The 25,325-nt window shown below is 65.0% G+C and carries 27 protein-coding genes and 1 riboswitch; of the genes, 16 read left to right on the top strand and 11 right to left on the bottom strand.

Annotated features, from left to right (window positions below; all coding sequences use genetic code 11):
* Positions 1–68 precede the first annotated feature (68 nt).
* The 7 genes from OKW27_RS22540 to OKW27_RS22570 all read left to right on the top strand — a co-directional run bounded on the left by OKW27_RS22540 (position 69) and on the right by OKW27_RS22570 (position 6,584).
* Positions 69–1,151 (top strand): ABC transporter substrate-binding protein, encoded by a 1,083-nt coding sequence (locus OKW27_RS22540; protein WP_090800906.1) that lies wholly within the window; start codon positions 69–71, stop codon positions 1,149–1,151.
* A complete protein-coding gene (locus tag OKW27_RS22545; RefSeq protein ID WP_429334916.1) occupies positions 1,148–1,972 on the top strand; it encodes an ABC transporter permease in 825 nt (274 codons plus the stop codon). Before OKW27_RS22540 ends, OKW27_RS22545 begins: the two co-directional genes overlap by 4 nt.
* A 50-nt stretch (positions 1,973–2,022) precedes the next feature.
* Complete coding sequence (locus tag OKW27_RS22550; RefSeq protein WP_429334917.1) at positions 2,023–2,943, top strand: ABC transporter permease; 921 nt, start codon at positions 2,023–2,025, stop codon at positions 2,941–2,943.
* Positions 2,940–3,986, top strand: coding sequence for an ABC transporter ATP-binding protein (locus OKW27_RS22555; RefSeq protein ID WP_184048017.1), 1,047 nt, complete (start codon positions 2,940–2,942; stop codon positions 3,984–3,986). Before OKW27_RS22550 ends, OKW27_RS22555 begins: the two co-directional genes overlap by 4 nt.
* A gap of 57 nt (positions 3,987–4,043) precedes the next feature.
* On the top strand, positions 4,044–4,868 hold the full coding sequence (locus OKW27_RS22560) for a phosphodiesterase (RefSeq protein WP_429334918.1): 825 nt from the start codon (positions 4,044–4,046) through the stop codon (positions 4,866–4,868).
* Between the two features lie 141 nt (positions 4,869–5,009).
* The gene (locus OKW27_RS22565) at positions 5,010–6,209 is read left to right on the top strand and encodes an MFS transporter (RefSeq protein WP_429334919.1); all 1,200 of its coding nucleotides are present in this window, start codon (positions 5,010–5,012) and stop codon (positions 6,207–6,209) included.
* A gap of 63 nt (positions 6,210–6,272) precedes the next feature.
* Positions 6,273–6,584 (top strand): DUF1493 family protein, encoded by a 312-nt coding sequence (locus OKW27_RS22570; RefSeq protein ID WP_429334920.1) that lies wholly within the window; start codon positions 6,273–6,275, stop codon positions 6,582–6,584.
* Positions 6,585–6,607: 23 nt separating this feature from the next.
* Here the strand turns inward: OKW27_RS22570 and OKW27_RS22575 are convergent, their stop codons facing one another.
* The 5 genes from OKW27_RS22575 to OKW27_RS22595 form a co-directional block, all read right to left on the bottom strand.
* Complete coding sequence (locus OKW27_RS22575; protein WP_429334921.1) at positions 6,608–7,039, bottom strand: response regulator; 432 nt, start codon at positions 7,037–7,039, stop codon at positions 6,608–6,610.
* Between the two features lie 20 nt (positions 7,040–7,059).
* A complete protein-coding gene (locus OKW27_RS22580) occupies positions 7,060–7,692 on the bottom strand; it encodes a response regulator (protein ID WP_429334922.1) in 633 nt (210 codons plus the stop codon).
* Between the two features lie 162 nt (positions 7,693–7,854).
* Entirely contained in the window at positions 7,855–8,400 is a 546-nt protein-coding gene (locus OKW27_RS22585) for a ferritin-like domain-containing protein (protein WP_090800921.1), read from the bottom strand.
* 207 nt (positions 8,401–8,607) lie between these two features.
* Complete coding sequence (locus OKW27_RS22590) at positions 8,608–8,769, bottom strand: DUF1328 domain-containing protein (protein WP_006052455.1); 162 nt, start codon at positions 8,767–8,769, stop codon at positions 8,608–8,610.
* Between the two features lie 93 nt (positions 8,770–8,862).
* Complete coding sequence (locus tag OKW27_RS22595; RefSeq protein ID WP_090805380.1) at positions 8,863–9,039, bottom strand: DUF1328 family protein; 177 nt, start codon at positions 9,037–9,039, stop codon at positions 8,863–8,865.
* A 24-nt stretch (positions 9,040–9,063) separates the two neighbouring features.
* Between OKW27_RS22595 and OKW27_RS22600 the strand changes: the two genes are divergently transcribed.
* Positions 9,064–10,719 (top strand): sensor histidine kinase, encoded by a 1,656-nt coding sequence (locus OKW27_RS22600; RefSeq protein ID WP_429334923.1) that lies wholly within the window; start codon positions 9,064–9,066, stop codon positions 10,717–10,719.
* Between the two features lie 218 nt (positions 10,720–10,937).
* Positions 10,938–11,075 (top strand): entericidin A/B family lipoprotein, encoded by a 138-nt coding sequence (locus tag OKW27_RS22605; RefSeq protein WP_018421109.1) that lies wholly within the window; start codon positions 10,938–10,940, stop codon positions 11,073–11,075.
* Between the two features lie 205 nt (positions 11,076–11,280).
* Here the strand turns inward: OKW27_RS22605 and OKW27_RS22610 are convergent, their stop codons facing one another.
* From OKW27_RS22610 to OKW27_RS22635, 6 genes are all read right to left on the bottom strand, one after another.
* The gene (locus tag OKW27_RS22610; RefSeq protein WP_187610929.1) at positions 11,281–12,210 is read right to left on the bottom strand and encodes an EamA family transporter; all 930 of its coding nucleotides are present in this window, start codon (positions 12,208–12,210) and stop codon (positions 11,281–11,283) included.
* Between the two features lie 432 nt (positions 12,211–12,642).
* Positions 12,643–12,885 carry a pentapeptide MXKDX repeat protein gene (locus OKW27_RS22615; protein ID WP_090800926.1) on the bottom strand — a complete coding sequence of 81 codons (243 nt, stop codon included), beginning with the start codon at positions 12,883–12,885 and terminating at the stop codon, positions 12,643–12,645.
* Positions 12,886–12,977: 92 nt separating this feature from the next.
* Positions 12,978–13,781 (bottom strand): molybdopterin-dependent oxidoreductase, encoded by an 804-nt coding sequence (locus OKW27_RS22620; RefSeq protein WP_429334924.1) that lies wholly within the window; start codon positions 13,779–13,781, stop codon positions 12,978–12,980.
* A 70-nt stretch (positions 13,782–13,851) separates the two neighbouring features.
* A complete protein-coding gene (locus OKW27_RS22625; RefSeq protein ID WP_429334925.1) occupies positions 13,852–14,496 on the bottom strand; it encodes a cytochrome b/b6 domain-containing protein in 645 nt (214 codons plus the stop codon).
* Positions 14,497–14,544: 48 nt separating this feature from the next.
* Positions 14,545–15,408 (bottom strand): DUF1223 domain-containing protein, encoded by an 864-nt coding sequence (locus tag OKW27_RS22630; RefSeq protein ID WP_429334926.1) that lies wholly within the window; start codon positions 15,406–15,408, stop codon positions 14,545–14,547.
* A 111-nt stretch (positions 15,409–15,519) separates the two neighbouring features.
* Positions 15,520–15,978: a hypothetical protein gene (locus OKW27_RS22635; RefSeq protein ID WP_429334927.1), complete on the bottom strand. Its 459-nt coding sequence runs from the start codon at positions 15,976–15,978 to the stop codon at positions 15,520–15,522.
* 591 nt (positions 15,979–16,569) lie between these two features.
* Between OKW27_RS22635 and OKW27_RS22640 the strand changes: the two genes are divergently transcribed.
* The 7 genes from OKW27_RS22640 to OKW27_RS22670 all read left to right on the top strand — a co-directional run bounded on the left by OKW27_RS22640 (position 16,570) and on the right by OKW27_RS22670 (position 25,309).
* Positions 16,570–16,974, top strand: coding sequence for a GreA/GreB family elongation factor (locus OKW27_RS22640; RefSeq protein WP_184047982.1), 405 nt, complete (start codon positions 16,570–16,572; stop codon positions 16,972–16,974).
* 141 nt (positions 16,975–17,115) lie between these two features.
* Positions 17,116–17,233: riboswitch (TPP riboswitch) on the top strand.
* 88 nt (positions 17,234–17,321) lie between these two features.
* On the top strand, positions 17,322–19,253 hold the full coding sequence (thiC, locus tag OKW27_RS22645) for a phosphomethylpyrimidine synthase ThiC (protein WP_090800936.1): 1,932 nt from the start codon (positions 17,322–17,324) through the stop codon (positions 19,251–19,253).
* A gap of 481 nt (positions 19,254–19,734) precedes the next feature.
* A complete protein-coding gene (ltrA, locus tag OKW27_RS22650) occupies positions 19,735–21,102 on the top strand; it encodes a group II intron reverse transcriptase/maturase (protein ID WP_429334928.1) in 1,368 nt (455 codons plus the stop codon).
* Positions 21,103–21,266: 164 nt separating this feature from the next.
* Positions 21,267–21,491, top strand: a complete 225-nt coding sequence (locus tag OKW27_RS22655) for a glycine zipper 2TM domain-containing protein (protein ID WP_090800937.1) — start codon at positions 21,267–21,269, stop codon at positions 21,489–21,491.
* A 233-nt stretch (positions 21,492–21,724) separates the two neighbouring features.
* Positions 21,725–22,198: a hypothetical protein gene (locus tag OKW27_RS22660; protein WP_429334929.1), complete on the top strand. Its 474-nt coding sequence runs from the start codon at positions 21,725–21,727 to the stop codon at positions 22,196–22,198.
* Between the two features lie 295 nt (positions 22,199–22,493).
* Positions 22,494–24,092, top strand: coding sequence for an L-lactate permease (locus tag OKW27_RS22665; protein ID WP_429334930.1), 1,599 nt, complete (start codon positions 22,494–22,496; stop codon positions 24,090–24,092).
* A 290-nt stretch (positions 24,093–24,382) separates the two neighbouring features.
* Positions 24,383–25,309, top strand: coding sequence for a DMT family transporter (locus tag OKW27_RS22670; RefSeq protein WP_429334931.1), 927 nt, complete (start codon positions 24,383–24,385; stop codon positions 25,307–25,309).
* Positions 25,310–25,325 lie beyond the last annotated feature (16 nt).

The raw sequence follows: 25,325 nt of genomic DNA on the forward strand, positions 1-25,325 counted from the left end.
ACGCGCATACGCGCGCCCTGGCTGTTATCCCCAACCCGCGCAACCCATCCGACACAGGGAGACCCGCAGTGCCCCGCTCAACCTCACGCTTCGCATCCTCGCTCATACCGCTGTGGCAGAAACTCGCGCGCGCCGCCGCGACCGCACTGCCGGCGAGCCTGCTCGTCGCCGGCGCGGCGCTCGTCGCGCTCGCGCCGCAAGCCGCGCGCGCCGACGAAACCGCGATCTGCTACAACTGCCCGCCCGAATGGGCCGACTGGGCGAGCCAGATCAAGGCGATCCAGCAAAAGACCGGCATTCGCGTGCCGTTCGACAACAAGAACTCGGGACAATCGATCGCGCAGCTGATGGCCGAGCAGAAAAGCCCGGTCGCCGACGTCGTGTATCTCGGCGTATCGTCGGCGTTCCAGGCCAAGGACAAGGGCGTGATCCAGCCGTACAAGCCCGCGCACTGGGACGACATTCCCGCCGGCCTGAAAGACCCGCAAGGCTACTGGTTCACGATCCACTCGGGCACGCTCGGCTTCTTCGTCAACAAGGACGCGCTCGAAGGCAAGCCGGTGCCGCGCTCGTGGGCCGATCTGCTGAAGCCCGAATACAAAGGCATGATCGGTTATCTCGATCCGTCGAGCGCGTTCGTCGGCTATGCGGGCGCGGTCGCGGTGAACCAGGCGCTCGGCGGCACGCTCGATAACTTCGAGCCGGGTCTCGACTGGTTCAGAAAGCTCAAGGCGAACGCGCCGATCGTGCCGAAGCAAACCGCGTACGCGCGCGTGCTGTCCGGCGAAATTCCGATCCTGCTCGACTACGACTTCGACGCGTACCGCGCGAAGTACAAGGATCACGCGAACGTCGAGTTCGTGATTCCGAAGGAAGGCACGATCTCGGTGCCGTACGTGATGAGCCTCGTGAAAGGCGCGCCGCACGAAGCGAACGGCAAGAAGGTGCTCGATTTCGTACTGTCCGACGAAGGCCAGAAGCTGTGGGCGCAGGCGTATCTGCGGCCGGTGCGCGCGAGCGCGATGAGCGCCGAGACGGCTGCGCAGTTCCTGCCCGCGAGCGAATACGCGCGCGCGAAGCCGGTCGACTTCGCGAAGATGGCCGACAAGCAGTCGAGCTTCGGCGAGCGCTATCTACAGGTGATGCATTGAACGAAGTCACGTTCCCGCTGCGCTGGCGCATCGCGTTGCTCGCGCCCGCGCTCGCGGTCTTCATCGCGTTCTGGCTGCTGCCGATGGTCGCGCTCGCGCAGCTCTCCGGCGGCGGCCATGCGTTCGCGACCTATCGCGCAATGCTGACGAATGCGCGTTACATGTCGAGCCTTGGCGCGACCGTCGTGCTGTCGGCGGGGGTCACGGCGGCCACGCTGGTGCTGTCGGTGATCGCTGGGCTGCTGCTCGCGCGTCGAGAGTTCGCCGGCAAGCGCCCACTGCTCGCGCTACTGACGTTTCCGCTCGCGTTTCCGGGTGTCGTCGTGGGCTTCATGGTCATCATGCTGGCGGGACGTCAAGGGTTGATCGGCGCGCTGTCGCTGAAACTCGCGGGTGATCGCTGGGTGTTCGCGTATTCGATGAGCGGCTTGTTTCTGGGCTATCTGTACTTCTCGATTCCGCGCGTGATCGTCACCGTGATGGCTTCGGCGACCAAGCTCGATGCATCGCTCGAAGAGGCCGCGCGCTCGCTCGGCGCATCGCCGTGGCGCATCATGCGCGACATTGTGTTGCCGGCGCTGTCGCCCGGACTGATCGCGGCGGGCGCCGTGTGCTTCGCGACCGCGATGGGCGCGTTCGGCACGGCGTTCACGCTCGCCACCGACATCGACGTGCTGCCGATGACCATCTATACCGAGTTCACGCTGAACGCGAACATGGTGACGGCCGCGGGCCTGTCGATCGTGCTGGGCATCGTCACGTGGGCGGTGCTGGCGATCGCGCGCAGCGCGAGCGGTTCGGGCGTGGCGGCGAGCGCGTGAACGGCGCGTCGCTTGAAGCCAGCATGAGCGCACACAACGACAATCTATCCATGAACTCAGTCACGGCCCCTTCGCCCTCATCTCCGTCGCAACCGGCAGCGGGACCGCGCGCGCGACGCGCGTGGCCTTCCACGCGAACATGGCTCGCCGCGGGTCAATGGTTCGTCACACTGCTGCTGTGCGCGTTCCTGATCGTGCCGGTCGTCATGTCGATCGTCGCCGGGCTGACGGTCAACTACTTCAAGGGCGTGTCGAGCGGACTCACGCTGCGTTGGCTCGTCGAAGTGTGGACCCAGTATCACGACTCGGTGTGGCTATCGCTCGAAGTGGCCGCGGCGACGCTCGTCGTCACGCTGCTGACCGGCGTGCCCGCGGGCTATGTGCTCGCGCGCAGCAAGACGCGCTTCGCACGCATCGTCGAAGAGTTTCTGGTGCTGCCGATCGCGCTGCCCGGCCTCGCATCGGCACTCGCGCTGCTGGTGATCTACGGCGGCTTCACGGCGTTTCGGATGAGCGCGGCGTTCATCGTCGTCGGGCATGTGGTGTTCACGCTGCCGTTCATGGTGCGCGCGGTCGCGGCGGTCTGCGCGAGCAGCGATCTGCGTACGCTCGAAGAAGGCGCGGCGAGCCTCGGCGCGAGCTTCTTCACGCGCTTCGTCACGATCGTGCTGCCGAACGCGCGGCCGGGCATCGTCGCGGGCGCGCTCGCGGTGCTCACGCTGTCGATCGGCGAATTCAACCTCACGTGGATGCTGCACACGCCCGACACGAAGACGCTGCCGGTCGGCCTCGCCGACACCTACGCGTCGATGCGCATCGAGATCGGCAGCGCGTACACGATCCTGTTCTTCATCATGACGATGCCGCTGCTCGTCGCGATGCAATGGCTCGGCGTCGATGCGACCGGCCAGCGCAGCGCGTCGAAAAAGCGCGGCGCCGCCTCTTCCGCGAAGCCCATCGACACGCCATGAAACTGACCTCGGTTCCCATCACGCTCACGCAGTGCGCCAAAACGTTTCGCGGCACGCGCGTGCTCGAACCGCTCGACCTGACGATCGGCGCGGGCGAAACCCTCGTGCTGCTCGGACCGTCGGGCTGCGGCAAGACGACGACGCTGCGCCTGATCGCGGGCCTCGAAACACCTGACGCGGGCGGCCGCATCGCATTCGGCGACGACGACGTGACCACGCTGCCGATCGAAAAACGCGCGGTCGGCATGGTGTTCCAGAGCTACGCGCTGTTTCCGAACCTGACCGTGCGCGGCAACATCGGCTACGGTCTGAAGATCAAACGCGTGCCGGCCGCAGTCGCGCGACAACGCGTCGACGAACTGCTCGGCATGATGCGGCTCAACGCGCACGCCGACAAACCGATCGATCAACTGTCGGGCGGCCAGCGTCAACGTGTGGCGCTCGCGCGCGCACTCGCGGTGCAGCCGCGCGTGCTGCTGCTCGACGAACCGCTGACCGCGCTCGACGCGCGTCTGCGCGACGCATTGCGCAGCGAGATGAACGCGCTGTTGCGCGAACTCGGCATCACGACTGTCTACGTGACGCACGATCAGGCCGAAGCGATGGAGCTCGGCGATCGCATCGTCGTGATGAGCGCGGGACGCATCGAGCAGATCGGTTCGCCGCGCGACATCTACTATCGTCCGGCCAATCGCACGGTCGCGCAGTTCGTCGGCACGATCAACCGTGTCGCGGGCGAGCCGCGCGACGGCATGCTCGCGACGAGCGGCGGCGCCGTGCCGTTGCCCGCGCATGCGTCGAACGCACGCGGCGCGCACGAAATCTTCTTTCGCCCCGAGGATGCCCGGCTCACCGACCCCGCGCTCGCGCAGCTGCGCGGCCAGATCGAAAGCACCGCGTTCCTCGGCGAACGCACGCGGCTGACGATTGGCGGTGCCGCGCCCGAGCCGCTCTTCGTCGACGTCGCGGGCCGCATCGAGCTTGCGCGCGGCACGCCGGTCGGCATCTCGATCGAGCCGGACGCACTGATTGCGCTATCGTAGGTAAAAACAGCGCCGCATCCTGGCGCCCGACACGAAGCAACCCGAAGGACCTCTGTCATGCTGCTGGCTCAAATTAGCGACCTGCATATCAAGCAACCCGGCGCACTCGCGTATCGCCGCGTCGATACCGCCCCCTACCTCGCGCGCTGCGTCGACGCGCTCAACGCGCTCACCCCGCGCCCCGACGCGGTGCTGATCACCGGCGACCTCGTCGATCAGGGCGACCCGCAGCAGTACGCACACCTGAAAACACTGCTCGCGCCGCTCGCGATTCCCTACTTCCTGATGGTCGGCAATCACGACGAACGCAACGCGCTGCGCGCGGCGTTTCCCGAGCGCGAGGAATTGCTGAGCGGCGGCGAGTTCGTGCAGTACGCGCTCGACGTCGGCCCGCTGCGCGTGATCGCGCTCGATTCGCTGGTGCCCGGTTCGAGCGCCGGCATGCTGTGCGACACGCAGCTCGCGTGGCTCGAGCGGCAGCTCGATGCGGCGCGCGGCAAGCCGGTCGTGGTCGCGCTGCATCACCCGCCGTTCGCGTGCGGCATCGGGCATATGGACGAGATCCGGCTCGACCGGGCGGCGTCGCACAAGCTCGCGGCGTTGATCGCTCAGCATCCCAACGTCGAGCGCGTGCTCTGCGGGCACGTGCATCGGTCGATGTTCGTGCGCTTCGGCGGCACGATCGCGAGCGCGATTCCAGCGCCCGCGCACCAGGTGGCGCTCGATTTTCGCGAGGACGGACCGTCGGCGTTCGTGATGGAGCCGCCCGCGTATGCGCTCCATTACTACGATCCGGCGACGGGCATCGTCACGCATCATGCGTATGTCGACGCGGCCGACGGTCCGTATCCGTTCTACGACGCTGGCGCGTTGATCGACTGAACCGCCGGACACACTTCGCAACCGCCTGATACCGGCTGCGCGGGCGAGCCTCGCGCGGCCGTCAGCACGAACCCCGCCGCTCCGGTATGATCGGCACGCTTGAGGACCGCGCATGGGCCGGTCCGTCGATCCGCCCCTGTCATGTCCACTTCCGACGCTTCCACTTCCGCTTCCTCCGCCCGGTCGTTGCGCGGCGTGTTGCTGCTGCTCGCGACGATCGCCGGTGTCTCGGTCGCAAACATCTATTTCAACCAGCCGCTGCTCGATAACTTCCGCCAGTCGTTTCCGGGCAGCGCGTCATGGGTCGGCGCGGTGCCGGCCGTCACGCAGCTCGGCTACGCCGCCGGCATGCTGTTGCTCGCGCCGCTCGGCGATCGCTTCGACCGGCGTCTGCTGATCCTGCTGCAGATCGCCGGCATGTGCGTCGCGCTCGTCATTGCGGCGTCGGCACCGACGCTCGCGGTGCTGATCGTCACGAGTCTCGCGATCGGCGTGCTCGCGACGATCGCGCAACAGGCGGTGCCGTTTGCGGCCGAACTCGCGCCGCCGTCCGAGCGCGGCCACGCGGTCGGCGCCGTGATGAGCGGCCTGCTGCTCGGCATCCTGCTCGCCCGGACCGCGGCGGGCATCGTCGCCGAATACTTCGGCTGGCGCGCGGTGTTTGGCGCATCCGTCGTCGCGCTGCTCGCACTCGCTGTCGTCATCGTTTTGCGTTTGCCGAAGAGTCAGCCCACCTCGACGTTGCCGTACGGCAAGCTGCTCGTGTCGATGTGGCACCTGGTAACCGAGCATCGCGCGCTGCGCGAGGCATCGCTGACCGGTGCGGCGTTGTTCGGCGCGTTCAGCATTTTCTGGTCGGTGCTCGCGCTGCTGCTCGCGGGCGCGCCGTTTCATCTCGGGCCGCAGGCGGCAGGGCTGTTCGGTATCGTCGGCGCGGCCGGCGCGCTGGCCGCGCCGCTCGCCGGCAAGTTCGCCGACCGGCGTGGACCGCGCGCGATCATCACCGTATCGCTCGTGCTGGTCGTGATCGCGTTCGTGATTTTCGGCGCGTCGGCGAAGAGCATCGCGGGCCTCGTGGTCGGCGTGATCATTCTCGACATCGGCGTGCAGGCCGCGCAGATTTCGAATCAGTCGCGCATCTACGCCTTGAAGCCCGATGCGCGCAGCCGCGTGAATACCGTGTACATGGTCGCGTATTTCATCGGCGGGGCGCTGGGCTCGGGTGTCGGCGCGATCGTGTGGCCGGTGTTCGGGTGGGTCGGCGTGACTATCGCCGGGATCGCGTTTGCCGGGCTCGGCGCGTGGAATCATTTGCGGTTGCCGGCGCGGGCTGGGCATTGATATCAGCCGGAGGATCGTCTGTAATGAACGACGTGGCTCGATCTCGCTCGGTTCATCCGCGAAATGCGCACTCCCGCCGGGCTGCCTCTCGACGACAAGCTGACCCGTGACATGGATCTGTATCACGATCTGGATTGGGAGCCGGCGAAAATCGTCGAGGTGATGCAGGCATGGGCTGACCGCTTCCACGTGGACCTGCGCGATTTCGACGTCGCTTACCACGTTCCATCCGCCAACATGCGCAAGCGCGACATCGTCGTGGCCGCGTTGAAGTCCCCGTTCAGTGCCAGCGCGCGAGAATTGCTCGGCGGACGTTCGCTTACCCTTGGGATGCTCGAAGAAGCGATGACGCGCGGAGTGTGGAAACAGGACTAGAAACGCCAACTACGGTCGAGTCGTTACACCCCGCCACTCCTCCCCAACGCATACTCATGCAGTGCATCGAGCACGCGATCGAACTCGAACGATTTGTCGTAAAAGTGCCGCACGCCATACTGCTTGCAGCGCTCGCGGTACGCGGGCAACGCGTGATTGGTCAACACCGCCGCGAACATCGAATCGATCAGCCCCTCGCGCTGCAGATACGCGAGCACCGGCACGCCCGAGCCCAGCTTCAGCTGCAAATCGACGATCACCGCGTCGAACGCTTCGTCGCCGAGCAGCGCGATCGCCTGATCGGCGGAATCGGCATAAGCGGCCACGCGCAGCAGGCCCGACGCATCGATCGCCTCCACGAGGCTGCGGCGGATCAGCGGCGAATCCTCGATCAGCAGCACGCGCAACGGCGCGCGGCTGGCTGACTCGGTAGCGGGGTTCGGTTCGCTGTTCATCGGGATATCTCGATCGTCCGTCATTCGATCAGGCCATTCTTGATCGCGTAATACGTGAGGTCCGCGTTGTTCGCGAGACGCATCTTCTCGAGCACCCGCGCGCGATACGTGCTCACCGTTTTGACCGACAGATGCAGCTCTTCGGCAATCTCGGTCGGCAACCGGCCGGCCGCGAGCTTGCAGAAGATCTGGAATTCGCGCTCCGACAGCGCTTCATGCGGACGCCCGGCGGCAGGCTTGTCGAGATTGTCGGCAAGCGTATCGGCGACCGCCTCCGACAGATAGCGATGCCCGCGCGCGACCGAGCGGATCGCGCGCACGATTTCTTCCGGCTCGCAGTCCTTGTTCAGATAGCCGTTCGCGCCCGCGCGCAGCAGATTGATCGCGTACTGGCTCTCGGGATAGCCCGATAGGATCAGCACGCCCTGCTCGGGACGCACCTGCTTGATCACACGCAACGTATCGATGCCGTTCTTGTCAGGCATCGCGATGTCGAGCAGCACGACGTCGAATGCCTGCTCGCGCACGAGGCCGATCGCTTCCTCGCCGGTGGCGGCCTCGGCGGCGACGCACATGTCCGGCTCGTCGGCGACGAACTGTCTGAATCCACCTCGAACGATCGCATGATCGTCAGCTATCAGCACTCGAATCATCGGTTGGGTTCCGTGCAAAGGGAGTCGCTCCGATGCGGACATGGTAATGATCCGGGGCGACGGCCGGACGCGCAATGCGAGGGCGGCTTCGCACCGCGGCTGCCGGCATTCCCGAGTTCGCCCGCGACCCGGTCCTTCGACGCCTCCCTGTCGCCTGCTGCGCTACTCGCGCCCCGCGAGCAGATCCGCCATATCGTCGGCATGTTCTTCTTCGACCGCGAGAATCTCCTCGAACAGCCGGCGCGTGGTCACGTCCTTCTCGCCGAGATACCGTGCGATCTCGCGGTACGTGTCGATCGCGATGCGCTCCGCGATCAGGTTCTCGCGAATCATGTCGGTCAGATCGGTGCCTTCCTTGTATTCCGAATGCGCGCGTGCCTTGATGCCGTCCGGCGCGAAATCCGGTTCGCCGCCAAGCTGCACGATGCGCTCGGCGATGCGATCGGCGTGCTCCTGCTCCTCGGTTGCGTGCTCGGCGAATTCCCTCGCGACCGCTTCCGAATTGATGCCCTTCGCCATGAAGTAATGGCGCTTGTAGCGCAGCGTGCAGACGATCTCGGTGGCGAGCGCGTCGTTGAGCAGCTTGAGCACCGTCTCGCGATTCGCGCCATAGCTCTGCGTGACCGGACCATCCGACATATGCTTGCGCGCGTCCTCGCGGATCTTCGTGATGTCCATCACGAACGTGTCGCCAGATTGCTTCGTCATCGAACTTCTCCTTTATCCGGTATTGGGTGAATCGCGCATCAGCACGAATCGCGCCTGATGCGCCCAGGGTGGAATGACGGCGCGCTTCGAACGCGGGCGCCTCATCGGGGATTCAAACGCCGCGCGTTCACGCGCCTTGTTGACTACCTGTTCCTACATTGCGTACTTCGCTGCCTACCTCATGTTGCGTTCATCCGGCTCGCGCGGCTAGGTTCGAAACACGCCGAGCAGCAACGTGACCACGAACACGACGAGGAAGATGTAGAACAGGATCTTCGCGATTTCGGCCGCGCCGGCCGCGATGCCGGTGAAGCCGAACACGGCTGCGATGATCGCAATCACGAAGAAGACGATGGCATAGTGAAGCATGGCATTTCTCCCTTTTGTTGGCCTTCCAATCGACTACCAGCAAATCGCTCGCCTGCTGTGAGGGCGCGGCTTGCCGCCACCGCGATGGCCGCGCTAATCGATCATTTTCTTCGTCACGACGAAGCCCAGCACGAGGAACACCACGCACAGCACGACAAAGACAAAGAACAGGAACTTCGCGATCGCCGCCGCGCCGGCCGCGATGCCGGTGAAGCCGAGAAGACCGGCGATCACCGCGACGATCGCGAAGAACAGTGCCCACTTCAACATGATGGCTTCCTCCCGAAACATTGCATGAACGATCGGGTCCATGCTATCGATGCGCGGCGCCGCGCGCATTCCGACGCTCGCCGTTTTTCGTGTGAGAATCCGCTTACATTGGGTTACGACGACATTACGCGCGCGGCTTCGCGCGATGCCGGAGTCGACGCCGGTGTCGATGCCCTCTTTGTGGAGCCGAAAGTGTCGAATCTGCAGAACCCGCCGGAACAAGCTGGCGCGCGCGCCACGGCGCGGCTCGCCGAGTGGATGCGCAATCGCAGCTGGGCGATCGCGATGACGGTGGCGATCGTGATCACGGTGGGAGGCCTCGTGATTCTGGAGACCGCGCGTCAGCGCATCACCGCCGAGTATGAGACCGCGCTTGAAGCGCGCGACGTCACCGTGCGACTAAGCACACTCGCGAGCGAGCTGTCGCGCCTCACCGCGCAACAAAACCAGTTTCTTCTGACGAAGGACGACGCATCCGCCCACGCGTTCTGCGCGAGCGCCGCGCGCATCCGCGACACCACCCAGCAGTTGGACCACTTCTATCGCGGCGGCCGCGCGGACAGCGCGGAACTCGCGAGCTTCACGCAGATTCTCGCGCTGATCGACGCGCGCATCGGCGCGGGCGCCGCCGCGATGCAGCACGCCGCGCCGCATCCGCTCGATCTCGGCGCATGCGGGAGCGCGAGCGACGTCAACCCGGCGGACGCGTCGTTGATCGACAGTACGCTCGCGCTGCTGCGCGACAACGAGGAGCGCCGCGCTCAGCACGCGCTGGCCGCGAGCCGCGCCGACCAGCGGCTGTCGACGCTGTGCGCGGCGGGTCTGTCGGCGCTGAACATCGTGCTGTTCATCCTGCTGTTTCGCAATCTCGGCATCCAGATCGACCGGCAGGCGCGCGCGCAGCGTCAGTTGATCACGCAGCAGGAGGAACTCGACCAGCTCGTCAACGAGCGCACGCGGCAGCTCGAAGCGCTCGGCTGGCATCTGCAGGCGGTCAGCGAAAACGAAAAGACCCAGCTCGCGCGCGAGTTGCACGACGAACTCGGCGCGATTCTGACCGCATGCCGGATGGACGTCGCATGGGCGCGCCGCAAGCTGAAGGACAGCGAGCCGGACATCGCCGACAAGCTGCAGCGCGCGCTCGCCAATCTCGACCAGGGCATCGCGTTGAAGCGGCGCATCATCGAGGACATGCGACCGACCGTGCTGGCCAATTTCGGGCTCGTTACCGCGCTGCGCACGCTCGCCGACGAAGCCGCGCAGCGCAACAACTGGACGCTCGAGCTGCACCTGCCCGCCGACGATATCCAGCTCGACGAGCAGACCGAAATCGCGCTGTTTCGGGTCGCGCAGGAATCGCTGACGAACGCCGCCAAGTACGCGCGGGCCTCGAAGGTCGGAATCGCATTGCGGGTCGGCGACGGCGAGGTCGCGCTGCACATCGCGGACAACGGCGTCGGCATCATGCCAGCCGACCTGAAGCGCACACATACGCACGGCCTGCTCGGCATGCGTCAGCGCGTGGCCGCGCACGGCGGGCGCTTCGACATCCGCCGTGGCGCGCAAAACGGCACCGACATCGACGTCGTGATGCCGAGCGCGAGCACCGCGACGCCTTCGGTCGATCAGCCGCTGACCTCGCCGGCCACGCCGCCCACTTCGTCGCAAAGCCCCGTCTGACAGATGCTCGCCGCAGCGCCCCCAAGCCGTTGTAGGAGTGCGCCGACGCAAACACCGGAGCACGCCTACGACAAAATCGCGGCACGGCCGACAGCGCCGCCCCCGCCCTTTTTTTACCATGCAATCAGACCGGTTCGAAACCGGATCGAGATCTGATCGACTGGCATGGCCCCGGTCGGACGACATCAACCGATGCATTCTCGACAAGGAGAAGTTTCATGACTCGACTGATCGCTTTGCTTGTGCTCGCAGGAACTGCCATGCTTGTCACCGGCTGCAACACGATGGCGGGCGCCGGCGAAGATATTTCGAAGGGCGGCCACGCCATCACGAACGAGGCGGATAAGGCGAAATAAGCCGGCACATGGCAGCAGGATTTGCAAAGCCCGTCGCGGGATGCCGCTGCGGGCTTTTTTTTCGTGAATGATTGGGTGCTGGCTGGCACTCGACGCGACGCGTTTTCAGAACGCGATGAAACGGCACGGCGATCCGCGAGGGCGCGGAGCTGGCGGCAAGGCTTTGACAGCGGGCGCGCGGTTCGACGAGAACCCCGCGCCGCTATCAGGCGCTGCGCTTGTTCCGGTAATCGAACCAGAAAGACAGGCCGACGCTGATCAGAATCACGATCGTCGCGATTACCGTCGAGCGGGTGACCGGCTCGCCGAGCAGCAGCGCGCCCAGCGCGACCGCGACGACCGGATTCACGTACATGCAGCTGCTCGCGATGATCGGGCTCGTGTGGCGAATCAGATAACCGTAGGCGACGTACGCCGCCATCGTCCCAATCAACATCAGATACAGGAACGCGACGAGAGGCAGAAAATGCAGCTCGAGCATCCGCTCGCCCGACGCCCACGCGACCAGCGTCGACATCGCGCCGCCGAGGCCGATCTGCAGCGAGGTCGACAGAAACAGGTCCGACGGCAGCTTCAGCTGCCCGGCCAGATGCGCGCCGCCGGCCCAGAACAGCGCGCCGCACAGAATCGCGAGACTGCCGCCCGTCGAGCCCGGCGTGCTGTCGCCGTGACTCAGAATCACGATGCCGGCGAGCCCCAGCCCGACCGCGAACCATTCGCCGCGGCCGATCTTGCGTCCGGCGACGGCCGCGATCACGGTCGCGAACAGCGGCACGGTCGCGACCATCACGGCCGCGGTGCCGGTGCCGACCGTGCGCATGCCGTAGGCGAGCATGCCGCTCGACAGACCTACCAGCATGGTGCCGACGAGGCCGGCGTTGCGGATTTCGGCGAAGCTCGGCCAGATCGGCTTGCGGCGCGCGGCGAACACGAACAGACCGATGCCGGCGAACAGGTTGCGCAAGCCCGACATCAGCAGCGGCGGGAACGAGCCGAGCGCGACATGCACGCCGAGGTACGTCGAGCCCCACACCAGATAAACGACGGCAAGCGCGAGCGCGATCCGCCCGTTGCGCGACTGCGGCAGACGCAGCGGCCAGCCGCGCGGAGAAAAAGCTGAACGTTGCAGCGACATGCTTCAGTCCGCCGTCGCCACTCGACCCGCGCGATGCGCTCGATGCCCGCGAGGCGCCGAGCCTGCGTCGATGCCTTTCGGGCGGGATGGCGGGCACCGCATCGGCGATGCGGTCGGACGGGCGAGGCTGGCGGACATGTCGGTGGAACGGTAAGACGATGGGCGGCGCCGGAAGCGCCAGAAACGGCGGTGGCGGCGGCGTCGGTCAAAACGACACGATGCAACGCGGCCGGGCTGCGCGGCCGCAGGCGTGGCAAAGCCCCGGCGCGCACCGCATTATGCAGTAAGCGCCGAGAACGCCACGCGAGAGAATCGTAACTTTTGGGTTTCCTGCAACAGAAAAGCCGGGGACGCATCCCCGGCTTGCGGTGTCGGATCCGTTCGATGCGCGGCCGTGCATCGGCAGGATCGCTAAGCGCCCTCGGCGCCGACTCAGTTGCCCATCGCGCCCGACGCCTCGTGTTTCATCGCGTCGCCGCCCTTTTTCATCGAGTCGTGCTTCATCGTGTCCTTTTTCATGCCGTCCTTCGACATGCTGTCTTTGGACATCGAATCTTTCGACATCGCATTCTTCGACATCTCACCGTTCGACATCGCGCCGCTCGCCTGCGCGAAGGCCGCGCCGCCGCTTGCCAGCATCAACAATGCGATCGTGGTAACTGCAATCTTCTTCATGGGATGACTCCTTGGTGGTGGATGAATCGAAGCCGGCGAGAGCCGGCGTGCTTCCGAAGCCGCTGCCGCAAGCGCGCGTGCGCCCGCATGCGTCAGGAGCCTCCGAACCAGTTGTAGCCCTGGTCGACCCAATAGCCGCCGGGATACGTGTTGGTGACGAATATTTCGACGATGTGCTTCGGATTCTTGTAGCCGAGCTTGGTCGGCATGCGCAGCTTCATCGGGTAGCCGTATTTCGCGGGCAGCCGTTCGCCGTCGTAGGAAAACGTCAGCAGCGTTTGCGGATGCAAAGCGGTCGGCATGTCGATGCTTTCGTAGTAGTCGTCCGCGCATTTGAAGCCGACGTACTTCGCCGTCGTGTCCGCGCCGACGCGCCGCAGAAAATCGCCGAATGGCGTGCCGCCCCAGCGGCCGATCGCGCTCCAGCCTTCGACGCAGATATGTCGCGTGATCTGCTCCGCGTGAGGCAGCGCGTACAGCTCGGGCAGCGTCCACACGCGCTGGCCGGTCACGAGGCCGCTCAGCTTCAATTGATAATCTGAGCCGTCGACGTGCGGCACGTCGTCGATGCCATAGTACGCGTTGAATGGAAACGGCCGCGTGATCTGCGCTTCGGTGTAGGTCGGCGCGAGCTGCTTCGGATCGAACAGCGCGGCCTGCGCGCGATCGTTCAGCCGCGACACGGCGGTGAGAAAACGGTTCACGGAAGCGTCGTCGGTCAGCGAGCAGCCGGTCAGCATCGACAGGCCGCCGAGCGTCAAGAGCTGCTTGCCGAACAGGCGTCGCGACGGCATCGCCAGTTCGCGCTTCGCATCGAGCAGGATCGATGCGCGGTCGAGCTTGTGGCTAACACGCTGCGTGGATGGGTCCGCTGGTTTCTCTATCGGCTTGTTCATGATTCGGTATCCGTTTGGAATTCGCGTTGCGATTTCATGAGCGTGAGCATGCGCGTGGGCAGCCGCGGGCTCAACGTCCGCGCAACATCGCGAGCAACGAGCGCGGCACGAGCGCGACCATCGCCAGATGCACGGCGAGAAACGCGGCCAGCAGCGACATCGCGCTGAAGTGCACGATGCGCGCGTTGTCATAGCCGCCCATCAGTTCGCGCAGCAGCGGAAACTGCACCGACTTCCAGATCGCGAGCCCCGATAGCACGAGCACGATCAGATCGGCGATCGCGAACAGGTAGGCGAATTTCTGCACCGCGTTGTAGACGCGCAGATCGCCATGCGACAGCTTCCCGCGCAACGCGGCGACGAAATCGCGCAGTACCGCGCGCGGCGTCAGCGGCAGGAACTTGCGCACGAAACGCCCGCTCGCGAGATTCAGCGCGATATACATGAGGCCGTTGAACACCAGCAGCCACATCGCCGCGAAGTGCCATTGCAGCGCGCCGCCGAGCCAGCCGCCCAGCGTGATTGCGGTCGGGAAGCTGAACGCCGGGAAGATCGGCGACGCGTCGTAGATGCGCCAGCCCGACAGCATCATCACGATCGCGGCGAGCGCGTTCAGCCAATGCGTGATGCGCAGCCACAGCGGATGAATGGCGCCGCGCTTCGGCGCGGTGGGCGCGGTGGGTGCGCTGGGGCGCAAGGCGTGGGGTGTGGACATGGGGCTCTCCTCGAGCAGCGGTAGTGAATGCGGCGCGCGCGAGGTCGATCAACGGCACGCGGGAAGGTCGGTCGCTTGCAGCACGTCGCCGCTCGCGTCGCTTTCGACGAACGCGACCACGCCGAAGCGGCCGGCGGCGTTGGCGCTCGGATCGGCTTGCGCATCGACGCTCGCAGCGTGTACATCGATGTCCTGATGAATCCGCGCGTGACCGGAGACGAGCGGCACGGGCCCGAACCAGGCGCGCACGACGCGCTCGTGATGCAGCGTCGCGCCGCGGTTTTCGCCCGCGCCGACCTGCGTCGTCAGCGCGTTCTCATAGATCGCGAGATAGGCGCTCAACGCACCCGTGGCGGCGGCTGCCGTCGTGCTGAACTGCGCATCGACATCGAACGCGCCGGGCGCACGCGGGCGCAGCGCAAGTGCTACGCTCGCCTGGGCGGGTTCGGCGACGAGCGCGTCGATGCGGCGCTCGAAACTGTCGCGTTGCGACCAGTCGCGCAGCTCGCGGCCCGCGACGAACACTTCCGGCGTATAGAGCGTGTGCGCGCCCGCGAGACGCGTCAGCGTCTGCTGACGTTCCGTGAAGCGATGCTGGGAAAAGCGGTCGGTCCAGCCGAGGCTGTTCCAGTAGTCGACGTGCAGCGCGAGCGGCACGATGCCGTGCGCGGCACCGTCGCTTTTCCATTGACTGAGCCAGCGGTCGGCGGGCGGGCAGCTATCGCAGCCCTCGCTGCTGTATAGCTCGACGAGCGCGACGCGGTGCGCGGGGCTGTGCGTGGCGCATAGGTGCCCGGCCGCGTCGGCCGCACTGATGCCAGAACCGCTCAGCAGAAAAAGCGCAAGGCCGACGGCGGGCGTCGAAAAAGTCGTAAAGCGCTGAAGTATCGAGCGATTGTGCGCGGTCGACATGACGTGCTCCGATCGTAATCTGCACGTTTGTCGAGCCGCGCGGCCGGTTATGACAAGCCTCTTTTAATTTTTTTCCGGCGCGGGATGAGCCAGCCAAAGCTCGCCCGCGACTCAGTCGTAACTGACCACCACCGTCACGCGCGTGTCCATATCGGTGCGCTTCGCGTTCAGCGACAGCACGCCGCCCGCGCGATCGACCGCGTAGTGGCCGTCGCGGGCCGTCGCGACGCGCCCGGTGCCATCGACGAACCGCGCCGCCACCAGATCGCGCGACTGCGTGCCGCCGTTCACTTCGAGCGCGACATCGGCCCCGCTGACGACGCCCGGCGGCGCGCTGAACGTCACCGTGCGCGAAAAGCGCTGACCCGCCACGCTCGCGCTACCGACGGCGACGCCAATGGGCGCCGTATCCACGCTGATCTGCATCGGCGGTGCAACGATCATCCCCACGAACCGGATCACGCCGCCCGTCACCGTCGATGCCGCCGGCGCCGCCAGCGGCGCGGCAAGCAATGCCACCCCCGCGACTGTGCGACCGAACGTTCGCCACCGCCTGCTTTCCGCTTTCATGTGCACCTCTTTGTCAATCGGCGCGAGTCGCCTCGCGCCCTTCACGCGCCATCCCGCGAATCGCTTCGCCGGAGTGCGGCCTTCGCTGCACTTTGTTTAACGGCAATCCTCTGACTGGCTTGAACGCAATGCGGACCACACCGCTTTCTTCTCGCACCGCACAAAAACGGTCAATCGACGGGCGCGACGTCGCAAACGGAGCTGCGTGAGACAGCGTGCTAACATCAAACTTTCGTCTCGCTGCTGCCGCGCGGCCTCACGCTTTGTCGCCCGGCACCTCTCGATCGCTTTTCCCCAATACCTGGTCGTTTTGCCCGTGACTTCTCTGCGTCGTCCGACTTTCCGTGCTCTCGCCCGCTTGCGGCCATGCCGCGCAGGCGAGTGCGCGCGCGCGGACGTCGCGTCGCACGGCCCCGGCGAGACGTCCCGAACGGTCCCGCTTCACGCCGCCCGGCGCCCTCGCTGACGCAGCCCGCCAATACCCAGGGCCGCGTCGCCGGGCACCGGGCTCTCCCATTCGTCCACTCATCCGCCGAACACCCCATGGGTCGTTGCACGCGGCCATCCATGACCGCCTTATCCGGAGTCCTGATGATGAAGAAGATCAAAACCTGCTACCTGACCGAACTCGACGTGACCCGCCTAGAAAAATACGCGGCCACCGACGCCAAGTTGCAGCACATGCTCGACGATGTGCTCGAACGCGCGGTGATCGTCGACTCGCACGACATCCCCGCCGACGTCGTCACGATGAACTCGCAAGCGACGCTGATCGACACGGCGAGCGGCGAACAGATGACGTGGACCGTCGTCTATCCGCCCAACGCCGATTTCGCGCAAGGGCGCCTGAACGTGTTCTCGCCGGCTGGCCTCGCGCTGCTCGGCGCGCGCCGCGGCGAGAGCGTCCGCTTCACGCCACCCAGCGGCGATCAGAAAGTGCTCAAGCTCGACAAAATCCTGTATCAGCCTGAAGCCGCCGACGATTTTTCACTGTAAGGCGGCCGTTCCCTCGCTGTAAGTTGCCCTGTCTGATGCGGTCTCGAATCAAGCATAGGAGATGTCTGGTTTCATCCGGACCAGTTTTTTGAGTCATTCAGACAGGTTGCCAAACCGCGGGCGGGCGGTGTATCGTGTGCGCTGCTAACGCGGGGGTCCTGCGTAGCGCGGAGCTGGAGGTCCGTGTTGCGTGGGTGAGAAATACCCTTTGAACCTGATCTGGATAATGCCAGCGCAGGGAAGCGTACGGATTTCGCTCCAGCCCCAAGTGCCTCACCTCTCCGCGATTTCCGACTACTTCCATCTCGGTCTCCTGCTTAGCCGCCCCACTTTGTACGGAGACTTACATGAACGCCAACCCGAAGTTTATTTCCGCCGAAGCCCACGTGGACGAGGCCGCCGTCGCGCCGTTGCCGAATTCGCGCAAGGTCTACGTGACCGGCTCGCGCCCCGACATCCGCGTGCCGATGCGCGAAATCTCGCAGGCCGACACGCCCGACAGCTTCGGCGGCGAAAAGAATCCGCCGATCTACGTGTACGACACGTCGGGCCCCTACTCCGACCCGGACGCGGAGATCGACATCCGCGCGGGTCTGCCCGCACTGCGCGAGGCGTGGATCGAGGAGCGCGGCGACACCGAGCCGCTGACCGGTCTGTCGAGCAGCTTCAGCCGCGAGCGCGCCGCCGATCCGGCCACCGCGCAGCTGCGCTTTCCGGGACTGCATCGCACGCCGCGCCGCGCGATCGCCGGCAGGAACGTGACGCAGATGCACTACGCGAAGCAAGGCATCATTACGCCGGAAATGGAATACATCGCGATTCGCGAAAACCAGCGCCGTGCCGAGTACCTCGAGACCCTGAAGACGAGCGGCCCGAACGGCGCTAAGCTCGCCGCGATGATGGGCCGTCAGCACCCCGGCCAGGCATTCGGCGCGAGCGCGTTCGGTCCGAACGGCCTCACCGAAATCACCGCGGAATTCGTGCGCGAGGAAATCGCGCGCGGCCGGGCGATCATCCCGAACAACATCAATCACCCGGAAAGCGAGCCGATGATCATTGGCCGCAACTTCCTCGTGAAGGTCAATGCGAACATCGGCAACTCGGCGGTGACATCGTCGATCGGCGAGGAAGTCGACAAGATGACGTGGGCGATCCGCTGGGGCGGCGACACGGTGATGGATCTGTCGACCGGCAAGCACATTCATGAAACGCGCGAATGGATCATCCGCAACAGCCCGGTGCCGATCGGCACGGTGCCGATCTATCAGGCGCTCGAAAAGGTCAACGGCAAGGCTGAAGACCTCACCTGGGAAATCTTCCGCGACACGCTGATCGAGCAGGCCGAGCAAGGCGTCGACTACTTCACGATCCACGCGGGCGTGCGTCTGCAATATGTGCCGCTCACGGCGAACCGGATGACCGGCATCGTGTCGCGCGGCGGCTCGATCATGGCGAAGTGGTGTCTCGCGCATCACAAGGAAAGCTTCCTGTACGAGCATTTCGAAGAGATCTGCGAAATCATGAAGGCCTACGACGTGGCCTTCTCGCTCGGCGACGGCCTGCGTCCCGGCTCGATCTACGACGCGAACGACGAAGCGCAACTGGGCGAGCTGAAGACGCTTGGCGAACTCACGCAGATCGCGTGGAAGCACGACGTGCAGGTGATGATCGAAGGTCCGGGCCATGTGCCGATGCAGCTGATCAAGGAAAACATGGACCTGCAGCTCGACTGGTGCGACGAGGCGCCGTTCTACACGCTCGGGCCGCTGACCACCGACATCGCGCCGGGCTACGACCACATCACGTCGGGCATTGGCGCCGCGATGATCGGCTGGTTCGGCACCGCGATGCTGTGCTACGTGACGCCGAAGGAACACCTCGGTCTGCCGAACAAGGACGACGTGAAGACCGGCATCATCACGTACAAGCTCGCCGCGCATGCCGCCGATCTCGCGAAGGGTCATCCGGGTGCGCAGGTGCGCGACAACGCGCTGTCGAAGGCGCGCTTCGAATTCCGCTGGGAAGACCAGTTCAATCTCGGTCTCGACCCGGACAAGGCGCGCGAATTCCACGACGAAACGCTGCCGAAGGATTCGGCCAAGGTCGCGCATTTCTGCTCGATGTGCGGCCCGCACTTCTGCTCGATGAAGATCACCCAGGACGTACGCGAGTTCGCCGCGCAACAAGGCGTCACCGACGACGAAGCGCTGAAGAAAGGCATGGAAGTAAAGTCGATCGAGTTCATGAAGCAAGGCGCGGAGATTTATCAGCGGCAATGAGCGGGTTGCGCGATTTGCGCGAACCAGCACTGCAGTATCGAAGCCCGCCGGCATGGCGGGCTTTTTTTATTGTGCGCCGAGCATGCGCAACAGCTTGGGGGTGTGAGTCCCCTGTCCAACCTGATGGTGGTGAAGGACTAGCGAAACGCAAGGGCGTCGTCGTGAGGCGGGGTCTGAAGGAAGCGTGTAGCAAAGCCATGACCTGACGAACAGAAACCAGATGCGAGGCCTACCTAGCCGGACGAGCAAGCAATTGATTGCGAAGTCCATAGCCATCAAGGGCTGGGGTGGTAGATCTGGCAGGTGTGTGGTGAAGGCGGTTGCGCTTACCTCGGGAGGCCTGCATGGCGTCCTGGAATCAGGACTGAGCGGCTCGCAAGGGCCGTTGACCACCGTGCAGGAGTCAGCAGAGGGCATATTAGGGCGGCGACGCCTGAAGGCCCGAACGGAAAGGAGCGGCGAGTAAGCCGGAGAACTCGACATGGGAGAGCAGCAGAAAACGCATCGCGTCCTCGACAGCGGAAGCAGGGGTGAAGCCCCGATGGCTGCTGGTGGAGGGGCTGAACCTATGGCGGCGAACCCCGAGTCTGAAAGCCCGTCGGCATATGACCGACTGATGGAAGAAGTCTGCGAAAGGGGGAACCTGAAGCAGGCGTTGAAGCGTGTGAAAGCGAACAAGGGCGCACCGGGCGTGGACGGGATGACCGTTCAGGCATTACCGGCGTACCTGCGGGAGCATTGGCCGTCGATACGGGCCACGCTGCTGAACGGCACATACAAGCCTCAACCTGTGAGACGGGTCGAGATACCCAAGCCGGATGGTGGTGGCGTGCGCAAGCTCGGCATCCCCTCTGCGCTTGATCGATTCGTCCAGCAGGCGGTCTTGCAGGTGTTGCAAAGGCAGTGGGACCCGACGTTCTCGGAGTCCAGCTACGGCTTCCGTCCGGGCCGCTCGGCACATCAGGCCGTGGCGCAGGCGCAAAGCTACATCCAGTCGGGGTACCGATGGGTTGTAGATCTGGATCTGGAGAAATTCTTCGATCGCGTGAGCCACGACATCCTGATGAGTCGGGTGGCAAAGCGAGTCAGCGACAAGCGAATGCTGAAGCTGGTCCGCTCCTTCCTGACGGCGGGTGTGATGGAGCACGGGCTGGTTGGTGCGACGGACGAGGGCACACCCCAGGGTGGTCCCCTGTCCCCGCTATTATCCAATCTGATGCTCGACGATCTTGACCGGGAGCTTGAGCGACGCGGGCTGCATTTCGCGAGGTACGCTGACGACTGTAACGTCTACGTACGCAGCGAACGCGCGGGCCAGCGTGTGATGGCGGGGCTGAAGGCCTTCCTCGCCGGCAGGCTGAAGCTGACGGTCAACGAGACCAAGAGCGCGGTCGCACGGCCACACACGCGGAAGTTTCTGGGGTTCACCTTCTCGGATCGGGACAAGGTCAAACGGCGTATTGCGCCCAAGGCGCTGTCCCGCCTCAAGGAGCGCATCCGGGAATTGACTCAACGCACGCGCGGGGTCAGCGTCGACCAGATGATCGGCGCGCTGAAACGTTATCTGGCAGGGTGGCGGGGCTACTTCGGTTTCTGCGAAACGCCCAGCGTTCTGCAACGCCTGGATGAATGGATACGCCGCCGCATCCGCTGCTTCTTCTGGAAGCAGTGGAAACGGGGCCGCACAAGATTCCGGGAGCTGACAGTACGCGGCGTCAGCCGAAACCTTGCTGCCCAGACGGTCGGTTCGCCACACGATGCGTGGCGGCTGAGTTGCAGTCCCGCGCTGGGCATCGCCCTGTCAAACCATTACCTTCGCTCGCTGGGGCTTCCATCACTAAGGCCATAGTCGATTAACCGATCCGAACCGCCGTGTACGGACCCGTACGCACGGTGGTGTGGGAGGGGCCGGGCCGCGAGGCCTGCCCCTATCCCGATCCACCGCATCGAGCAGGCACGTTGCGTGCTGAGAGAGGGAAACATCTGTTTCCAACAACGAGCGGAGTCAGCATCATGAAATCGATCCGTCATCTCGGTACTCGTCTTGGTACGGTCGCAGCCGCCCTTTCACTTGTCGCGGGTCTCGCGGCATGCGGCGACATGTCCCCACGCACACGCGATACCGCGATCGGCGCGGGTGTCGGCGGCGCCGCTGGCGCGGCAATCGGCGGCAACGGCTTGTCGACGTTGGGCGGCGCGGCGGTAGGCGGTGTCATCGGTAACCAGGTCGGCAAGTGAGCGTTGCATCCGATGATGCGTCTAACGATTCATACAGGACAGCAAACGATTTTTTCGAACCACGATCCGGACTGCCAAGGGCGGCGGATGCCGTGCGCCCTCGTCCCGACAACGCGCGTGGAAATAGGCTGAAATATGCGGTTGCAGTTTTGCCACAGCGCTGCCGCGGCAAGAGCGTAAGCTCCTCGTAACGACGTCGCGCAAGGCGGCATCGGTTCATCGAGGAGCGCGCCATGAAGTCCCGCGTCGTCACCCATCTTTGCGTGGTGCGCCTCTCGACGCCACGCGATTCGTCCAGTTTTCCCGCGAGATTCGCGCGGCCCGCCACCGCGATTTGCGTGCTCGCCTCGAGTCTCTTTTTTGCAGGCTGCTATTACCCCGCCGGCTACTATCCCGCCGGCTATTACCCGTCGTACTATTCGACCGCGCCCGCGACCACAGCCGACCAAACCGCGCCGGCGACCGATCAACAGCAGCCGCCTCAAGCCCAGGCGCAAATGCAGGTCGCACCGCAAGACATGCCGCCCGGTTATGCGGTCCCCGCGCCCGTGTATGCGGCGCCGCCGGTTTATCCCGCCTACTATCCGCCGCCGCCTTATCCCGCTTATTACGGCTACCCCGCCTACTACGGACCGTCGATTGCGATCGGCATTGGCGGTTATTGGGGCGGCCATTGGGGCGGTCATGGGGGCGGCCACTCGCATTGACCTGTCCTCTTTCGTCGCGGAGCGTGCGCGCGCCGGCACTTCAACTGCCGGCGCGCGCGCTTCTTCATGAGTCGTTTTTCCGCGCGTATCGCCCTCCACCGCACATACCCCGCTCGTACTTTCCCGGCTTGACGCGCCGGTAAGGCGCTCTATCCTTGGAAGGTTTCATGCAGCACCCGCTTAAATCGGGCGACGCCGCTTTGTCGAGGCCACTTGCGAGCGTCCGCCGAATCAGAGCGACGCGCCGTCATGCGCAATCCCCCGCGTCGAATTACACAACAACGAAGGAGACTTGATGTTTCATCAACTACTCACTCCGGTTGGCAATTCGCTTTTTCCGTCGTTCATCGTCGCCGCGCTGCCGATCATCGCCGTGCTCGCGCTGCTCGGCTGGGCGCGCAGGCCCGCGTGGCAAGCGTCGCTCGCGGGACTGATCATCGGTTTGATCGTGGCGATTTTCGTCTGGCAGTTTCCGGTCGGGCTCGCGTTCAACTCGGTCGCGGCTGGCGTCGTGTTCGCGATCTGGCCAGTGATGTGGATCGTGTTCACTGCGATCCTGCTGTACAACATCGCGCAGCGCTCGGGACGCTTCGAGGCCTTCCGCCTGTGGATGATCGACAATCTGCCGAACGACCGGCGCACCGTGCTCGTCGTGGTCGGCTTTTCGTTCGGCGCGCTGCTCGAGGGCATTTCGGGTTTCGGCACGCCGGTCGCGATCACGAGCTCGCTGCTGATCATGCTCGGCTTTCCGACGCTCGAAGCGCTGACCTTCACGCTGATCTTCAACACCGCGCCGGTCGCGTTCGGCGCGCTCGGCGTGCCGATCACGGTGCTCGGCGCGGTCACGCATCTGCCGTCCGATGTGCTCGGCAAGATGGTCGGGCGGCAATTGCCTTTCTTCGCGGTCCTGCTGCCCTTCTATGTGATCGCCGTGTACGCGGGCTTTCGCAACATGCTGCGGATCTGGCCGGTGCTGCTGGTCTCGGGCCTGAGCTTCGCGCTGACCCAGTTCGTCGTCTCGAACTTCATCAACTACAGCCTGACCGACGTGCTGTCGTCGCTGGTTTCGCTGATCCTCACCGTTGCGTTCCTACGCGTCTGGAAGCCCGCCGGCGATCCGAAATTCGCGGTCAACGTCGATCGCATCAGCGAGGTGCGCGGCAAGATCGGCGGCGCACAGGGCTGGTATCCGTGGATCATCGTGTCGGTCGTCGTGATCATCTGGACGATCGCGAGGATGTTCACGATCGGCGACATCAAGGTGTCGTGGCCCGGTCTCGACAAGGCCGTGTTCATCACGCTCTACAACACGCCGTACGGCGCGATCTGGGACTTCCAGCCGCTCGCGACCGGTACCGCGATCCTCGTCGCCGCGCTCATCACGGCGTTCGTCGTACGGCTCTCGCCCGCCGAGTTCGGCAAGGCGATCTCCGATACGTGGGTGCAAACGCGCATCGCGATCCTGACCGTGGCAACGATCGTCGGCCTCGCTTACCTGATGAACTACTCGGGACTCACCTACACGCTCGGTCTCGGCGTTGCGTCGGTCGGGCCGCTGTTTCCGCTCGTGTCGGCGTTCCTCGGCTGGGTGGCGGTGTTCCTGTCGGGCAGCGATACGTCGGGCAATGCGCTGTTCGGCAATCTGCAGGTGGTCGCGGCCAAACAGCTCAATCTGAATCCGGTGCTGATGGCGGCGACCAACTCGTCGGGCGGCGTGATGGGCAAGATGATCTCGCCGCAGAACATCGCGACCGGCGTCGCGACCACCGAGTTGAAGGGCAAGGAAGGCGTCGTGTTCGCCAAGACCTTCAAACATTCGATTCTGCTGACGGTGCTGCTTGGTGTGCTCGTCTGGGCGCAGCAGAACGTCCTGCCATGGATGATTCCGCATTGAGGTCGCGCCAGTAACGGCGCAATGCAATTCACCTCTTTTCGGACGGCCGCCCACGCATCGCGGGCGCCATTTCCGATCCCATCCCCACTGCCGTTCCGCCGATGCAATTTTTCTCACATATCGGCGAGAATTGCTCGTTTGGCGCGCGCCCTCGCAGCGCTTACCATCGACCTCATCGGACGCGGCTGTCTCCCGGATCTTGCCGTTTCATCCTGTACTGAAACGATTCGCGCGATCGCACTGTTACGATGAGCTGGCGTCCCGACTCAACTGCGCGCGGCGCCATTCCAATGAAAACCAGAAACCTGCTGCAACTGCTGATCCTCGCTGCCCTGTGGGGCGCATCGTTCCTGTTCATCCGCGTCGGCGTGACCGACTTCGGCGTCGCGCCGCTGATGGCGCTGCGCGTCGGCATCGGCGCCCTCTTTCTCGCGATCGTGCTGATCGCGCGACGGCCGCTGCAACAGTCCGCCACCGTGTTGCGCACGCACGCAGTGCCGCTGCTCGTGGTCGGTATCGTCAATTCGGCGGCACCATTCTGCCTGTTCGCGTATGCCGAGCTGACACTGTCGGCGGGCGTCACGTCGGTGATCAATGCGTGCGCGCCGCTGTGGGGCGCGCTGGTCGGCTTCCTGTGGCTGCGCGACCGGCTCAGCGCACTGCGCACGCTCGGTCTCGTGGTCGGCTTTCTCGGCGTGCTGATGCTCGTGTGGGATCAGATCGCGGCGCCTGCCGGCTCGGCCGCCTCGCCGCTGAGCGTCGCGCTCGCGGCCGGCGCCGCGCTCGGCGCCACGCTGCTCTACGGCATCGCCGCCAACTACACGAAGCGTCACCTGACTGGCGTCGACGCGCTAACCGTCGCGACCGGCACGATGATCGGAGCGACGATCGTGCTGCTGCCGCTCGCGGTCATCTACTGGCCCGCCGCGCCGATCTCGGTGCGCGCGTGGGGCGCGGTGATCGCGCTCGGCGTCGCCTGTACCGGCATCGCGTACATGCTTTTCTTCCATCTGATCGCGGTCGCCGGGCCGACGCGCGCGATCACCGTGACCTTCGTGATTCCGATCTTCGGCATTCTGTGGGGCGCGTTGTTTCTCGGCGAGACGGTGTCGCCCGGCATGCTCGAAGGGTGCGCGGTGATTCTGGTCGGCACCGCGTTGGCGACCGGCGTAGTCAAGCGCTTGCCGTGGATGGGGACGCGGCGCGCGGATACCTGAGCGCACGCAGTCAATC

The sequence above is a fragment of the Paraburkholderia sp. 35.1 genome, from assembly GCF_050436525.1.
GTDB classification, from domain to species: Bacteria; Pseudomonadota; Gammaproteobacteria; order Burkholderiales; family Burkholderiaceae; genus Paraburkholderia; species Paraburkholderia tuberum.